This is a genomic window from Micromonospora sp. MP36 (assembly GCF_008119785.1).
In the GTDB taxonomy this organism is placed as follows: domain Bacteria; phylum Actinomycetota; class Actinomycetes; order Mycobacteriales; family Micromonosporaceae; genus Micromonospora.
This window is the reverse complement of the sequence record NZ_VSFA01000137.1, coordinates 1-15,492: the sequence shown is the minus strand read 5'-3', so window position 1 is coordinate 15,492 and position 15,492 is coordinate 1. Positions and strand designations below refer to the sequence as shown.

The window sequence follows — 15,492 nt, the reverse complement described above, 5'->3', positions numbered from 1 at the left end:
CGGAGAACCGGCGCAACACCGACCGGGCGCCGACCGAGTCCAGCTCACCGAACGTGCCCGGACCCGACCCCGCCAACTCCCGGCACAACGCCTGATAACCGGTCAACGGCACGTCCCGGCGGCGCCGCCGCCACCCGTTGACCTCGAGCACGCACGCCCACACATCACCAGCCGAGCGCAGCAGCCCGAAACACCGCCGCCGCTGCCCAGCAGTCACCCGCACAGCAACACGAGCGGTCCGATAGACCACCCGCGGCGCGGCAGGATCCCGACGGCGAGGCACAAACGACACCCAACCCGACGGGTACGACAGTTTCCCGGGGTGGCCAACCAGGCGAACGTTAGTGGTCAGCGCACTAGCGATCTTTGGTCGCTAGTGCTGTGACCGAGATGGTTCACCGTGATCGGAAGGCGGCTCGCGGGACGAGCGCACGCGAAACGGCTGGTATTACTGGGGCATGCAGGAAGAGATTGCACGCTCCGCGATCGACACGTTCATCTCCGCGTTCAACGCCTCGGACGACAGCTATGTGACTACCCTGCTCTCCCAGGCCCTGACCTCAGACGTGGTCTTCTGGGGGCCGTTGGGTCGCAGCGAAGGAATCGCGGCGGTCGAGCGGTTCGTGCTGGACATCCGGCGCCACCCGGCGGGGACCGGCACGATGGTGCGCTGCTCGGCGGTGGACATGCCTGACGAGTGGGCCCGGTACCAGTGGGTCTTTACCACGCCGGATGGAGGTCCCCGCCTGGCGGGAACGGACGTCGTCCATCTGCGGCGGAGCCTCATCGACCAGTTCATCGTCTTTGCAGGGGAGATCGCACCGTCCGCCTCCTGAGTCATCCTTCTGTCGCTGTCCTTCTCCTGAACTTGCCCCCTTCGGCGCTCCGGGGCTGCGGTTCGCGGTTGGTCAGGCCGCGATGTTGAGGGGGCGTCCGCCCCAGCGAATGCCCTTCTCGCTGCGGACGCGGGCGCGTTCCTTGCGTTGGGCGGCGAGTACGTCGGGGTGGCGGGCGTTGGTATTGCGCCAGCGCAGGTAGCGGTGCAGTGCCTGGGTTTGCGCAGGGTGGCTGCGGTGGTGGGAGTTGGCCAGGGTGAACTGCCGCAGCGGGCCGAAGTGGGCCTCGATCGGATTGGCCCAGAAAGCGCAGGTCGGGGTGAAGCACAGCTCGACCTTGTTCTTCTTCGCCCAGCGGCGGATGTCCGCGCCGGTGTGGGCGGAGAGGTTGTCCAGGATGATGTAGATCGGGGCGCCGTCGTCCGGACGTCCTCGCATCTGATGCGTCACGGTCACGGCTACCGAGGGTGACGGATGTGCCAGCACCGGCGCGCATTGCCTGCGGCAGACGAGGATGCCGCGAGTCGCGGACGGCGTGCATCGGCGGCCTCGCCGACTGATGGGAGACGATCCGGGGCTGTCGTGACCCACGCCCTGGTGCCGGCCGGATTTACGGGACTTCCGTCGCCAGCTCGGCGATCCGTGCTCAGGCCGGCGAGGACGTTCCGGCGGCCACGGCGGCCAGCGGGTGATTGTCGGGTCGGGCGGCGGCCCGGCCTCGGCCCCTGCGTCCCGCCCGACGAACCACCGCCGGGTCCGTTCGGCCACCGCGGGCGGGCGCGGATCGTCCGGTGACCAGTCGAACGCGGCGTCGTAGTCGAGGTACAGCGCTCGGAATCGCGCTTCCCAGAAGATCGTGAGCCGCTGCATTTCCTTGCCGGCGGTCGTCGTGTAGCGCTTGATGTCGGTGCGGTCGCTACGGCCGAGGTACCGCTCTACCACAAACGCTCCTAGATGCACATTCGACAACATCATCGAACGCCCCACGTGCCAGCCGCTCCTCTGTGAGTATTTATGGTCATTTGTGCATGGAATCAGAGCGAGACGCATTGCTTCAGCGTTACGGACCCAAGACGCAGCGGTTGATCCAGGGCGAGTCCGTCCCCTAAACTCCGCGTCGCGAGGGCCGTGAGGGCGCTCGTACAGTCGGCACCTCTGTTCGCTGGTGTTGGATTTTGTGAACGGACCGGAGGGAGGTTGGCTCCCCATGCCGGCCATACCGGCCGGCTCTTGCCGTCGTAGGCAACGCGGTCGCGGTCAGGTTGAGGGTCCCGCAACTGACGGCGCAGGCACGGGCCTCGCGTCAATCACCTGCCGCATCTGCGCCCTGGCACGTGCCTGCTGCTTCGGCATCCGCTGATCGAACCCCGTGTAGAAGGGATGATCTATGCGTGTGCACAGCTCGTGGCACCGGCTCCTCGTTCGCTGCGTCGTACCCATACTCGCCGCCGCTATGACGGCAGTGGCGGCCAAACCCGCCACGGCTTCGGATACCACCACCTGGGCGATCGGTGCTCCGGCGCCGGCAACGCCGGTATCGGCGACGGTCGCGCTCGACGCCGACGGCGCGTTGTCGCTCGCCGTCTCCCACCAGGGCAGGAACCTGCTCGCGCCCTCCGCGGTCGGCATCGAGACCACAGCCGCCGACCTGACCAGAGGCCTGACCTTCCTCCGCCGCACCGATCGGATCGTGGCGGAGAACTACACCATGACCACCGGAAAGCAGCGCGTTCGGCACGCCACGCTGACGGAGTCGACGCTCTCGTTCGCTGGCGCCGACGGCACGCGGATGGACCTTGTGGTCCGTGTCTCGGATGACGGCGTGGCCTTCCGGTACGTCCTTCCCGACGCCGACGGCGTCACCGTCAAGCGGGAGACATCGTCGTACGCCCTGCCGACCGGCGCGCCGGCGTGGCTGCTGCCCTACACCCCCAACTACGAGGGGATCCGGGTCGAGACAACCGCCGGAGCGGCAGCGGCGGGCGACTTCGGCTTCCCGGCTCTGTTCGCCGTCGAGGACACCTACGTCCTGCTCACCGAGTCGGACGTCGACGGGCGATACTCGGGTGGCCGCCTCACGCACCAGGCGGGATCGGGGAGCTACATGATCAAGCTCGCCGACGGGGAGGTCACCTCTCCCGGCCCGCTGGCCACGCCCTGGCGTACCGCGATCGTGGGTGACCTGGCCACGGTGACCACCTCGACGCTCGTCGACGACCTGGCACCGGCGTCGAAGGTGGCCGACACCTCGTGGATCCGCCCCGGCACGGTCGCGTGGTCGTGGCTGTCGGAGCACGACAGCCCTCGGAACCCGGTGCGCCAGAAGCAGTACATCGACTTCGCCGCCCGCAACGGATGGTCCTACGTCCTGATCGACGAGGGCTGGGACCGCAGCTGGGTGCCGGACGTGGTGCGCTACGCGCGCGCTCGGGGCGTCGAGGTGCTGCTGTGGTTCCACTGGACGGCCCTGGACACCGCACAGGAACGAAACGAGACGCTCCCGCTCATCAAGTCCTGGGGTGTCGCCGGCGTGAAGGTCGACTTCATGGACTCGGATTCCCAGGCGCGCTTCGCGTGGTACGACGATATTCTCCGGAAGACCGCCGACCTGCAACTCATGGTCAACTTCCACGGCGCGACCATCCCCCGCGGCATCCAACGGACGTGGCCGCACGTCATGACCGTCGAGGGGATCCGCGGCGCGGAGCAGTTCCGTACCCGGGCCGCGACTAACACGATGTTTCCGTTCACGCGCAACGTCGTCGGTGGCATGGACTACACCCCGGTCGCCTTCGTCGTCTCCGACCGCGACACCACTGCCGCGCACGAGGTGGCGACGTTCCTGGTGTACGAGTCGGGCTGGCAGCACGCCGCGGACAAGCCTGAGAACTACGAATCGCGCCCCGAGGCGCTCCGAACGCTGAACCAGCTCCCGACGACGTGGGACGAGACGCGCCTGCTCGGCGGACGCCCAGGGCAGGAGGTCTTCCTCGCCAGACGGGCGGATGAGCGCTGGTACCTCGGCGCGATCTCGGCCGTGCCGGCAAAGACGTTCGAGACGCCGCTGACGTTTCTGGGCAAGGGCCAATGGCTCGTGGAGACCCTCCGCGACGGCCCACACGGCCTGATCCGGGAGGCGCAGATTGTCGACTCGGACGACAGGCTCGCGGTGCCCGTAGCCACCAACGGAGGCTTTGTCTCCGTGGTCTGCAAGTACGCCAAGGGAATGTCGACCTGTGACCAGCCGGTACGCCGGGCGCCGCAGACGATTCTTGCGGTGACGCCCACCCAGGCGGAGGCACGGCCAGGCAGCACCATCGACGTACGCGGCACGTTCACCCTGCCCGCCGGCGCGCCGATCACCGACGTCACGCTGCGGGTGACGCCGCCCGCGGGCTGGAGCGTGAACGGTGCGCCAGTATCGACGAAGCGTTTGCGGGCTGGTGAGTCGATCGGCGGCGCGTGGACGGTCACCGCCGCGGGGGATGCCGCCCCCGGCTACGTCGATGTCCCGGTCGTCGCCACCTACCGCTTCTCCGACGACCCGCAGAAGCGTCCGGTGCATGTCGAGGAGGCGGTCCGCGTGTTCGTTCCGCCGCCTAGCCCGAGCGGAACAGCGTACGTGAGCGACCTGCCGTTCCTGAGCGAGAGCAACGGGTGGGGGCCGGTCGAGCGCGACAAATCCAATGGGGAGACGGGTGCCGGCGACGGACAGACCCTGTCCATCGGCGGCAGGACGTACGCCAAGGGCATCGGGACCCACGCGCCGAGCGAGCTCACCGTGTGGCTGGGTGGGGCCTGCAGCCAACTGCAGGCCGAGATCGGCATCGACGACGAGGTCACCCAGTCCGGCTCGGTCGCGTTCCAGGTCCTCGGCGACGGCCGGCAACTCGCCGACACCGGAGTCGTCCGGCGTGCCGACGGCGCGCGCCCACTCGGCGTCGACGTCGCGGGAGTGCGCATGTTGACCTTGAAGGTCACCGACGGTGGAGACGGTAGAAACTTCGACCACGCCGACTGGGGCGAGGCCCGGGTGACCTGCGGATAAGCCGTCTCAGCGGAGCCACTGGCACCGGGAAGGGCCGGGAGGGCGGTCAGCACGCCGCCCTTCCGGACCCCTTCCCACCATCGATTGAGGCGCTTGTCGGTCCCTGCGACGACCCGCTGCCGCCCCAGTGGTCGGCGCAACCGGCCCTCTCGCCCCAGCCGGCCGCACCGGGAACTATGGACGGACAAAGGGGAGTATGGAGGCCGCGCCATTTGGAGTCCACACCCATGATCCGGCCGAGGGTCCTCACCGCGAGTACCGCCAGGTCGTCGGGCAGATCGAGCCGGCCGCCGTCGCGTAGGAAGTCCGGCGCATACGGAGAGGGGATCGGCTGCCCGCCGGGCTTGCTGCGCGGCCACAATCGCGGCTGCGCGACCGCCTCGCCGGCGAACTGGTGTTGTGGGCCAACGGCTCGTAGTGGCGCCGGCTGCGGCCGGCCGGAGTCGAACGGGTCAGGTTAGGTCGGTTGGAGGAACTTCAGCAGTTGGCTTGTGAGTTCGGCGGGGCGTTTCTCGAAGATCCAATGGCCACAGTCCTCGATGACGCCGCCGCTGACGTTGGAGGCGTAATGGGCGGCCTGTTGGGATGCGGCGTCCCCTAGGCTCGCCTGGGCGCCGAGGGCGAGCACCGGCATGGTGAGTTTGGTCTTGGCGTACTTGGCGTTGTCGGCGATGTCCTGTGGAAGGGCGCGGAAGTGATGCCTGACGTCCTGGCCGCCTGCGTCAAGGCGGCCACCACGAAACCGGCGCCCGCCGGCGGCCTACCCGGGCACACGAAGATGATCACAAATCGGGGGAGCGGTTCGGCGGGATGGGTGCGGTCACCAAGGCGGGCGTGACGTACGCGTGCTCAGCGCGTGTGGGTCGACGGACGCGGACCAGCGCCGAGGCCTACAGCCAGCCGCGCCTGGCGGCGTGCAGGCCAGCCTGGAACCGGGTCCGTACCCCGAGCTCGCTCATCAAGCGCCGGACCCGGCGCTGCACCGTACGCAGATGCCAGCCGAGTTGCCGGGCGATGGCGTCATCGGTCATGCCCGCGGCGAGGTAGGTGAGCAGGCGCAGGTCGTCCGGGTCAAGTTCGTCGCCGCTCGAACCGGTGGCAACCGGCACCGAGGTGCGCCAGATCGCCTCGAAGAGTCCCCGGAGCGCGACCAGCAGCGACGAGGAATGCACGACGAGTACGGCGTCCGTGGTCGCCGGGTGTTGCAGGGAAATCATGCCGATCCGGTTGTCGGCGAGGATGAACTTCACCGGTACCGCGCCGACCCGGGCCTGTTCGCCGCGCCGCATCATCGCCTCGATCCCCGCGAGCCTGCCGGGCAGGTCGAGGACCGCACTGTCGTACACGGCGCGGAACCGGACCCCGGAGTTGAGCAGCTCGACTTCGTACGGGTTGGTGTCGGTGAGGTACGGCGGCCGGTCCAGCGCGCACAGCTCGGTGCGGGCGGCGCGTTGGATCTGGCACCAGCGCTGGAACACCGCCTCGGCGCCTCGGACGACCTCGACCACATCCTCTGGTGCGGCGGCGCGGCGGCCCGACCGGTACCGCTCCATGATCTGACCGGTTAGCAGTCGGGTGCGGCGCAGCTCCTCCTCCTTGGACCGGATCAGTACGTCCAACGCGATGTCGGGCGTGGTGGCGGTGTACCGGACCGGCCGGCCGGAGAGGGCGATCACCAGTCCCTTGGCACGCAGGCTGGCCAGGGTTGCCGCCACAGCGCGGGCCGACAGACCCTCGTTGTCGCGAAGTTCCGCAGCCGCGGCCGGCGGGCGGTCGATAAGGGCCTGCCAGATCGCCTCCTCGGCGCGGGTCAATCCCAGTGCCTCGAACACGTCACCTCCTGCTGGTTTTGCGGCAGTGCCGCATTTCAGCCACAACAGAGCCTTCCCTGGTCTTCAGGTTGCGTGCCAGTCTCGCGCTGACTGGTTGATCAGTGAAGTGGACAAGAGGAGGACGCGTGAGACCTACGCCTCGGCCGCGCGCCGGTATCCGACCCCGTCGGAGGGCGGCCGCCGCCGTCATCGCCACGGCGCTCGCTGTCGGTGCCGCCGTTGTGGACCAGCCCGCGCAGGCTGCCTCGCCGGCCTTGGAGACCACGATTGCCACAGCGCCCACGGCGATCGTGCCGGGCATCCCGGCCGACACCGCCACCGGCACCGTCACGCTGGTCACCGGCGACCAGGTGACGCTGGTCCGGGACGAGGCCGGCACGCCGTCGGTGACCTTCCAGCCGGCTGCCGGGCGGGATGGCATGCCCTTCCTGCAGCGGACCGAGCACGGCCAGGTCACCGTCACGCCGTTCGACGCGCAGCGACTGGTGGACACCGGTGTGCTGGACCGGGCGCTGTTCGACATCACCACGCTGCTGCGTACACCCACGCCGGCCGGCGAGCTGCCGCTGATCGTCACCTACGGCACGGAGGCCGCGGCGGCCACCGCGGCGCCGCGACTGCGCGCCGGCGGCGCCGAGGTGAAGCGGGACCTGCCCTCGGTACACGCCAAGGCGGTGGAGGTGCCGACCGCGGGCGCGGCCGCGTTCTGGAAGTCGGTGAACCCGACCGCGCCACGGCAGGCGGCGAGCCTCGCTGGCGGGATTGCCCGGGTGTCGCTCGACGGTGTCGCCCAGCCGCACGACGTGGACAGCGCCCGGCAGGTCCGCGCTCCGCAGGCGTGGCGGCGCGGCCTGACCGGGGCCGGGGCCACGGTCGCGGTCCTTGACACCGGGTACGACCCCACGCACCCCGACCTCGCCGGACGGGTCATCGGGGAGAAGGACTTCACCGGCAGCCCGACTGCGACCAAGGACGACGTCGGGCACGGCACCCACGTTGCGACGATCATTGCCGGCGCCGGCCGGAGTTCTGGCATCGCGCCCGACGCGAAGCTGCTCATCGGCCGGGTCTGCAAGCCCAGCGGCTGTCCCAACTCGGCGATCATCGCCGGGATGGAGTGGGCTGCGGCGGCTGGGGCGAAGGTGGTGAACCTGAGCCTCGGCGGTGGGGCCACCGACGGCACCGACGAGATGTCGCAGGCGGTCAACACGCTGACCGCGAAGTACGGCACGCTCTTCGTCATCTCGGCCGGCAACAACGGCCGCGACGAGAGCGTCACCGCGCCCGGGGCGGCCGACGCCGCGCTCACCGTCGGCGCGGTCACCGACGACGACCAGCTCGCTGGGTTCTCCAGCCGTGGCCCCCGGGTCGGCGACCACGCGGTGAAGCCCGAGATCACCGCCCCCGGATACGCGATCGTCGCCGGCCGAGCTGCGGGGACGACGATCGGCTACCCGATCGACGACCAGTACATCCAGGCCAACGGCACCTCGATGGCCGCCCCGCATGTGACCGGTGCCGCCGCGATCCTCGCCGCCGCGCACCCGGACTGGGCGGCCGACCGGCTCAAGTCGGCGCTGGTTGGCGCCGCAGAACCGCAGGCCGACGCCACCGTGTACGGGCAGGGCAGTGGGCGGCTCGACGTCAACCGGGCGACCCGGCAGCAGGTGTACGCGGTCCAGCCGACCCTGGCGCTCGGCCCGTTCACCGTCGGCGACGCACCGGCGAGCGGCACCATCAAATACCGCAACAACGGCCGGGACGAGGTCAAGCTGAAGCTCGACCTCGTCGCGACCGACCTGGCCGGTCGGGCGGCGCCCGAGGGCACGTTCACGCTGAGCGCGACGCACGTCACCGTGCCGGCGGGAGGCGCCGCGCAGGTCACGATCACCGCGAAGGCGACCGGCCCATACGGGGCCCGCGTCACCGCCACCGACGGCGACATCGTGGTGCAGACGGCGGTCTCCGGGTACGCGAACCCGGTGACCCAGCCGATCACGGTCAGCACCACCGACCGGGACGGCGTGACGAACGGCCGGACTTACGGCTTCCCGGTGTTCATGACCAACCTCGACACCGGAATCACGTACTCGGGATTGACGTTCGGTCGCCCGCTCAGTGGTGAGCTGCCGGCCGGCCGGTACGGGGTGTACGCCTGGATTCCGAGCCAGTCCCCGGACCGCGAGCCGTGGTACCCGTCGTACACCCTGGCTGCCACCGAGGTCAGCCTGGACACCACCCGCGAGGTAGTGCTCGACGCCCGGGCCGGTGAGCCGGTTCGGGTCACCCTCAACGGCGTCGAGACCGGCACGTACACCGGCTCCGCGCTCGGCATCGCCGGCACCGGAACCGCGTTCGCGGCGAGCGCCCCGGAGGCGTACGTCGTACCGGCGAAGGTGCCCGGACTGACATACACCTCGGTGCAGTACCTGCGCGACGTACTGCGCAGCACCACCTGCGGCCCCGGTTCCCGGCGGGTCTGCAACGTGGCCGTGGCCAACCAGTCCGGCCCGGTCAGCTCGCACCCAGTGATCACCGACGCGGACTTGGCCACGGTCACCGCCGACTTCGGCTCGACCGGTACGGGCGGCACCGGCGACCGGGTCGACTTCGCCGTCGCGCCCGGCTCGTCCGCCCCGCCGGCCGAGGCCATCAACAAGGACGAGATCGCGCTGCCCGGCCGGCTCACCTCGTACTTCTACAGCGCGGGTGGGGTGCGGTGGAGCTCGGCGCTGTACCAGACGACGCCGAAGTTCCTCCAAGTGCAGAACCAGAGCGTCCGGACGATCGCCAACGGCGGGACCTTGCACGAGGACTGGTACAGCTCGGTCCTCGGCCCGGTGGTCGGCAGCGCGTCCGTCCGGTCCGGGAACGTGCTCAGCTTCTCCGTGCCGCTGGTATCCGACAGCTCGCCCGGCCACTACGCGAGCTCGACGTGGATCGGCGGCACCGGCGAGACGGTGCTGTACCGCGATGGCCGCCTCGTCACCGGCAGCCTACGTCCGGACAGCGCCGCCTTCCAGGTCCGGCCGGACAAGGGCCAGTACCGACTGATCTCCCGGACCGCCGTGCCGGGCGCGATCCGCTCTACCCAGGTGGCGGCGGAATGGACGTTCGAGTCGCGGTATGTCGCAGCGAGTACGACTCTGCCGTTACTCGCCGTCCGATTCGACCCGCAGCTCGACGGTCTCGGGCAGCTGCCGGCCGGCCAGACCGTCTCGCTTCCGGTCCGCGTCGACGGGACGGTGAGCACCGCCCGTGTCCGCGAGCTGTCCGTCGAGGTCTCCTTCGACGACGGCGCGACCTGGCAGCGGGTGCCGGTGGCGGACGGCTTCGCTACAGTACGGCATCCCGAGTCGGTCGGGGGATTCGTGTCGCTGCGAGCGTCCGCCGAGGATGTGCACGGCAACGCCGTCACGGAGACGATCATTCGGGCCTACCGACTGGCCTGACCGCCCACGGGTTCGGCCGGCGCACCGGCCGGACCCGTGCTGGCGGGTTACGCGCAACTTCTGCGAACCCGGTAGGGACGGATTTGCAAGCTGGCAGCAATCCTGTGCGCCCACTCGCGGCCGTACCCGTCCTCCGACCCCAATCAAGCATCGACTGGATGGGAGCACAATGCGCCTACGACAGTAGGTTCGGTAGCTGCGCCGTCAAAGCGACCATGATCCCGGGTATCGCCCCGGCCGGTACGGCCGCAGCTGTCCCCGCCCGGTTGCCCAGTGCCAACCCCGCCAGCCAGAGCGCGAAGGGCGGCGAGCTGTATCGCACAGTCACGTTGATCACCGGCGACCGGCTCTCGGTTGCCACCGACGGCTCGCAACGCTTCGCCGGTGGTGCCGACACCCGGCCGAGTGCAGGTCTCGTTCGTCACCCGAATGGTCCGCGGCCATCTCGTGGTCGTGCCGGCCGACGCGCTGCCCCTGGTCAACACGGGACGGCTGACAGGCGACTGTTCGACGTGACGACCCTGCTGTCCTATGGGTATGACGACGGACAGCCCGATCTGCCGCTCATCATCGCCTCGTCGGGCGGCGGCGCCGCGGCAGCGGTCCGCGCACGTGTCACCAACGTTCCGCAGGAGGGCAGCGACGCTGAACATAGCGCCGCGATCGCGGATCGCGCCCGAAATGCAGCGGCACCCGGGCCGAGTCGACGCACCGGGGACACATTGAGGCATCGGTGACCAACCATTTTCGTGGCGTCCGATGAGTTTGCAGCTGGAGGTCAGGCCACTGGCCGAGATAGCGCAGAGGCGGCACCACCATTCGTCGGTGGTGCCGCCTCTGATGGCGATCTCCTCGGCGCCGCTCTCGTCAGTGCGGGTTCGATTACGCCGCCGACGGTTGAATCACGTCCCGTACACCTGGAACGTGAACAGCGAGTAGCCCGCCTTTCTGGTGCCGCGGGCGGTGCCGTAGACGCGTACGTACCTGGTCGAGGCGTTCAGGCCAGTGTTGTCGTCCTCACCGCCGTTGCCGTTGGTGATGGTCCGGATCGTGGTCCAGGTGTTCCCGTCGGCCGAGGTCTGGATCTGGTAGTTCTTGCCGTACGTGGTCGCCCACACCAGCCGAACCCGGTTGACGGTGTGCGTGCCGCCGAGGTCGACCCAGATCCACTGCGGGTCGGACAACGCGCTCGACCACCGCGTGGTGGGGGAGGCGTCCACGGCATTCGAGGCGGGGAAGGAGGCGTTCTCCACGCTGGACGCCGTGGCGGGTTGGTTCAGCGCCAGGTCCGGCGGGGGCGGCGGCGGAGCGCTGACCGAGCAGTCGCCGGTGCCCTGCGCGGCGTAGCGGATGCCGCCGAGCAAGTGGGTGCGGTAGTTCGCCTCGCCGTAGCTGCCGATGGTGTGGCCCATGCCGGTATAGAAGGACCGGCCGCCGTCGTAGGCCCGGCACCATGAGATGGGATGGTCGCTGCCCATTGTGCCGCCGCTGTAGGTCGACTCGTCGAGCGTCGCGAGGACGTGCACTTGGGAGCGGGGGTTCGTGCGGTAGTTGTACCACTCGTCGACGCGGCTCCACGCGACCGGCAGGCCGGCCGTCGACGGGTGCGTGGTGTCCTCGATGCGGACCGTCGCGGTCTGGATCGTCGGGTGGCTGGCGAAGTACGCCCCGACGAGCCCGCCGTACCAGGCCCAGTTGTACTCCGTGTCGGCCGCCGCGTGAATGCCGACGTAGCCGCCGCCGGCGCGGATGTAGTTCTCGAACGCGGCCTCTTGGGTCGCGTCGAGTACGTCGCCGGTAGTCGACAGCCAGATGACCACCTTGAATCGGGCCAGGTTGGTTGCGTTGAACTGGGTGGCGTCCTCCGTGGCCTCGACGGCGAAGTTGTTCGCCGTGCCCAGGTCGCGGATCGTCTGGATGCCGGTGGGAATGGAGTCGTGGCGGAACCCGGCGGTCTTGCTGAACACGAGCACGGTGAAGTCCGGCGCGGCGTGGGCCGGCACGGCGGTGAAGCCGAACGCGGCGACCACGATGGCGAGGCAGAAGGCGAGTCTGCGCAACATGAAAGGGGGTCCCTTCTAGCCGGTGACGAACGCGAAGCTGTCCAGGTCGAACAGCGCGCGTTTGCCTTTGCCTGCGAACGTGACGTACAGCGAGGTGGTGCCCGCGGGCGCGCCGCTGATGGTGCCGCTCATCGTGGCGAACGTCTCCCACGACCCGGTCGGCGTGACAGTTGCCGAGCCGATGATCGTGCCGGTCGGCGAACCGGTCCGGAACTGCAGCGTGCCGCCCGACCCGGCGGACGACACCCGGGCGGTGAACGAGATGACGTTGTTGAGCTTGTACGGGTCGAACTCGATCCAGTCGCCGTTGTTGATGTCGCCGACGGTCATGCCGCCCTCGGCCGTGGTCCTGCTGAACTTGCTGATGCCCGACGAGGTCTTGTAGTGCTCGGCCTGCCGGTGTTTCGGCTGCAGGATGTTCTGCGCGTGAGTGGTCAGGCCGCCCGTGTCGGTGTACGACGCGTCGAAGATCGGGAAGATGTTCGACGCCGCGTCGTGCTCGCCGTCCACCGGGATCGTGATCGTGCCGGAGCAGCCGGTCTGCGAGGTGATCTGGTGCGCGTGCTGGTCGTGGCCGAGAACGTACGCCATGGTCACCTTGGCGCAGTCGATCGTGCCGTCCTCTGGGTCGGTGACCGTGACGCGCCACGGCACGCTTTCGCCGAAGTCAGCCAGCTGGCCGGAAGCGGGGCTGTTGACGATGACCGTGGGCGCGGTGTTGCCGACGCTGATCGGCACGCTGGCCGTGCCGGTGGCGCCCTGCGGGTCGCGCACCGTCAGGGTGGCGACGTAGTTGCCGTTGGTGGTGTACGTGTGCGACGGGTCGGCAGCGGTGGAGGTACCGCCGTCACCGAACGCCCACGAGTAGGTCAGCGCCCCGCCCTCCGGGTCGCTGGAGCCCGCCGACGAGAACGACACGGCCAGCGGTGCCGCGCCGGATGTCTTGTCGGCGCCGGCGACCGCGGTCGGGGCGCGGTTGCCGGCGGCGCCGACGTAGTCGTAGCGGTAGACTGCGGAGTTGGCGTCGCCGTTGAAGTAGCCGGTGCCGTAGTCCAGGACGTACAGCGCCCCGTCCGGGCCGAACGCCATGTCCATGACCTGCTTGCCGTTCCACGGGAAGTTGTCGATCACACCTGGCGAGCCGTCCGCGTTGACCACGATGGGCTTGATCCAGCCGCGGCCGAATTCGCCGGCGAAGTACTGCCCGTCCAGGCTGGCGGGGAATTTCGTGGTCGACGGGTTGGCGGCGTCGTACCGGTAGATTGGGCCACCCATCGGCGACTCGGAACCGGTGCCGAACTCGGGCGGGGAGCCGGCGTCGCCGGCGTAACGAATCCAGGCGGGCTTGGCCGCCGGCAGCGTGGTCAGGCCCGTGTTGCGGACGGAGTTGTTCGTCGGGCCGCCGGTGCAGTTGAACTTCGGGCCGGTGGAGTTGGTGGCGAAGTTCCACTCGTTGTACGTCTCGGTGGTGGTGTTCGTGCCGGTGCAGTACGGCCAGCCGTAGAAGCCCGGCCCCGTGATCCGGTCGAACTCGACCTGACCGGACGGGCCCCGGTTGGCGTCGGTCCGGCCCGCGTCCGGCCCGTAGTCGCCGAGGTAGACGATGCCGGTGGCCTTGTCGACGCTCATCCGGAACGGGTTGCGGAAGCCCATGGCGTAGATCTCGGGCCGGGTGTTGGCGGTGCCCGGCGCGAACATGTTGCCGGCCGGGATCGAGTACGTCCCGTTGGCGTTGACCTTGATCCGCAGAACCTTGCCGCGCAGGTCGTTGGTGTTGCCGGAGGTGCGTTGCGCGTCGTAGGCGGGGTTGCGGTTGGTGCGCTCGTCGATCGGCGAGTACCCGCTCGACTCGAACGGGTTGGTGTCGTCGCCGGTGGACAGGTACAGGTTGCCGGCCGCGTCGAAGTCGATGTCACCGCCGACGTGGCAGCAGATGCCGCGGCTGGTCGTCACCTCCAGGACGGTGACCTGGCTGGCCATGTCTACCGTGTAGTCGGCGTTCAGGGTGAACCGGGACAGGCGGTTGACCCCGGTCCAGGTTGCCCAGTCGGTGGCGGTACCGGTGGCAGGCGCGTCGCCGGTCGGGGTGCTCAGCGGCGGCGCGTAGTACAGGTAAATATTGCGGTTGCTGGCGAAGTTCGGGTCGGCGGCGACGCCCTGCAGGCCCTCCTCGTCGTGCGTGTACACAGGTATGTTCGCGACCACCGCTGTGTTGCCGAGCGCGTCGGTGCGGCGCAGGGTGCCGTCGCGCGCGGTGTGCAGGACCGAGCGGTCCGGCAACACCGTGATGGCCATCGGTTCGCCGGTCTCCGCCACGCCCTTGGCGAGCGTGACCTGCTGGAAGTCGGCGGGGTTGATCGCCGCTGCGGCCGGGGTCGCCGGCGCGGCGAGGACGCTGAGTCCCGAGGCGACCAGAAGCAGAGCGACCGCCATTGGCCGCCATCGAACGATGGGCTGTCGATTCACTAGTGCCCCTTCCTGACCAAGCTCGCCAGGCAGGGCGCGCGCCGCCGCGTCGCAGCTGAGGATGCCGTGACGTCGGCCCGCGTCGTGGAGCACGCTTCACGCGTCCGCCGCCGAACGGATCGTATAGAGAGCGGTCTCAGGCCGTGCGACCACAGTAGGGGACTTTGATTGACATGTCGAGATCCGTCGATGCTGTGCGCCAAACTTTGCGGCCGTGACCAGAAGGCGGCGCGCACGTTGGCGCGAAGCATTGCCGGTGTTCGTCAACGAGGTTACCGCCGTTGCCGGTCTAGTCTGCATCCGTCCGGGCCTTCCTGACCGGCCGGGACGTTCCCGGGACGCTCGCCGACCCGCGCCAGCCGCCTGCGGACTACCGAAGCTAGTCTTGTTTTTAACCTTTGCGTTTTTGCTGGTCGGCTTGGGTGCGGGCGCGGTGGATGTTTTACCGACGTCGTGGCGGGGTGCGCGGTGTCGGTTAGGGCTGCCGGTGGACGTCCGGGGCCTGGCCGGGTGGGTTTTGGTGCCTGCGCGGGATGGCTGAGCGCCTGTCGCATAGCTTTCGATCTTCAGCTGTCAAGCGGTCTTCGGTCTGGCGTCGTGACGAAAGATCTTGTTCAGGTTGTGCACGATGCCGAGCAGTTTGATTTCGGCGTCGACGTCGCTGGTGCCTCGCTCTGAGATCCGCTGAAGCGCGTTTGTGTTTCCCGGCTCGTGGACAGACGGCACCACGATGGCCGTCGAGCGGAGCGTCCCTGATCAGCTTAGAGTTCCTAACAAAATGATCTCTGAGCTTGC

The 15,492-nt window shown here is 69.1% G+C and carries 8 protein-coding genes and 1 pseudogene; 3 read left to right on the top strand and 6 right to left on the bottom strand.

Annotated elements, in window-relative coordinates:
• Window positions 1-217: hypothetical protein (locus tag FXF52_RS42695; RefSeq protein WP_222870887.1), on the bottom strand; the 217-nt coding region annotated here is incomplete at its 3' end.
• A 241-nt stretch (window positions 218-458) separates the two neighbouring features.
• On the opposite strand from FXF52_RS42695, the gene FXF52_RS37120 reads away from it, so the two are divergent.
• Window positions 459-836, top strand: coding sequence for a nuclear transport factor 2 family protein (locus tag FXF52_RS37120; protein WP_148804352.1), 378 nt, complete (start codon window positions 459-461; stop codon window positions 834-836).
• 72 nt (window positions 837-908) lie between these two features.
• On the opposite strand, the pseudogene FXF52_RS44300 reads toward FXF52_RS37120, so the two are convergent.
• Window positions 909-1,271: pseudogene (locus FXF52_RS44300) on the bottom strand (transposase); the annotation flags it as partial.
• A 1,018-nt stretch (window positions 1,272-2,289) separates the two neighbouring features.
• Here FXF52_RS44300 and FXF52_RS37110 point away from each other — a divergent pair.
• A complete protein-coding gene (locus FXF52_RS37110; RefSeq protein ID WP_148804351.1) occupies window positions 2,290-4,884 on the top strand; it encodes a glycoside hydrolase family 97 catalytic domain-containing protein in 2,595 nt (864 codons plus the stop codon).
• Between the two features lie 457 nt (window positions 4,885-5,341).
• Here the strand turns inward: FXF52_RS37110 and FXF52_RS37105 are convergent, their stop codons facing one another.
• Entirely contained in the window at window positions 5,342-5,518 is a 177-nt protein-coding gene (locus FXF52_RS37105; protein ID WP_148804350.1) for an alpha/beta fold hydrolase, read from the bottom strand.
• Window positions 5,519-5,774: 256 nt separating this feature from the next.
• Entirely contained in the window at window positions 5,775-6,716 is a 942-nt protein-coding gene (locus FXF52_RS37100; protein ID WP_148804349.1) for a LuxR family transcriptional regulator, read from the bottom strand.
• 254 nt (window positions 6,717-6,970) lie between these two features.
• Between FXF52_RS37100 and FXF52_RS37095 the strand changes: the two genes are divergently transcribed.
• The gene (locus tag FXF52_RS37095) at window positions 6,971-10,168 is read left to right on the top strand and encodes a S8 family serine peptidase (RefSeq protein ID WP_148804348.1); all 3,198 of its coding nucleotides are present in this window, start codon (window positions 6,971-6,973) and stop codon (window positions 10,166-10,168) included.
• A 902-nt stretch (window positions 10,169-11,070) separates the two neighbouring features.
• Here FXF52_RS37095 and FXF52_RS37085 read toward each other — a convergent pair.
• Both FXF52_RS37085 and FXF52_RS37080 read right to left on the bottom strand, forming a co-directional pair.
• On the bottom strand, window positions 11,071-12,231 hold the full coding sequence (locus tag FXF52_RS37085) for a ThuA domain-containing protein (protein ID WP_148804346.1): 1,161 nt from the start codon (window positions 12,229-12,231) through the stop codon (window positions 11,071-11,073).
• 15 nt (window positions 12,232-12,246) lie between these two features.
• Entirely contained in the window at window positions 12,247-14,664 is a 2,418-nt protein-coding gene (locus FXF52_RS37080) for a PQQ-dependent sugar dehydrogenase (RefSeq protein WP_148804345.1), read from the bottom strand.
• Between the last annotated feature and the right edge of the window lie 828 nt (window positions 14,665-15,492).

Bases quoted from the DNA above. Each gene is read 5' to 3' on its own strand.
- FXF52_RS37080 (WP_148804345.1), bottom strand. From the start codon at position 14,664: ATGGCGGTCGCTCTGCTTCTGGTCGCCTCGGGACTCAGCGTCCTCGCC.
- FXF52_RS37105 (WP_148804350.1), bottom strand. From the start codon at position 5,518: ATGCCGGTGCTCGCCCTCGGCGCCCAGGCGAGCCTAGGGGACGCCGCA.
- FXF52_RS37120 (WP_148804352.1), top strand. From the start codon at position 459: ATGCAGGAAGAGATTGCACGCTCCGCGATCGACACGTTCATCTCCGCG.
- FXF52_RS37110 (WP_148804351.1), top strand. From the start codon at position 2,290: ATGACGGCAGTGGCGGCCAAACCCGCCACGGCTTCGGATACCACCACC.
- FXF52_RS37085 (WP_148804346.1), bottom strand. From the start codon at position 12,231: ATGTTGCGCAGACTCGCCTTCTGCCTCGCCATCGTGGTCGCCGCGTTC.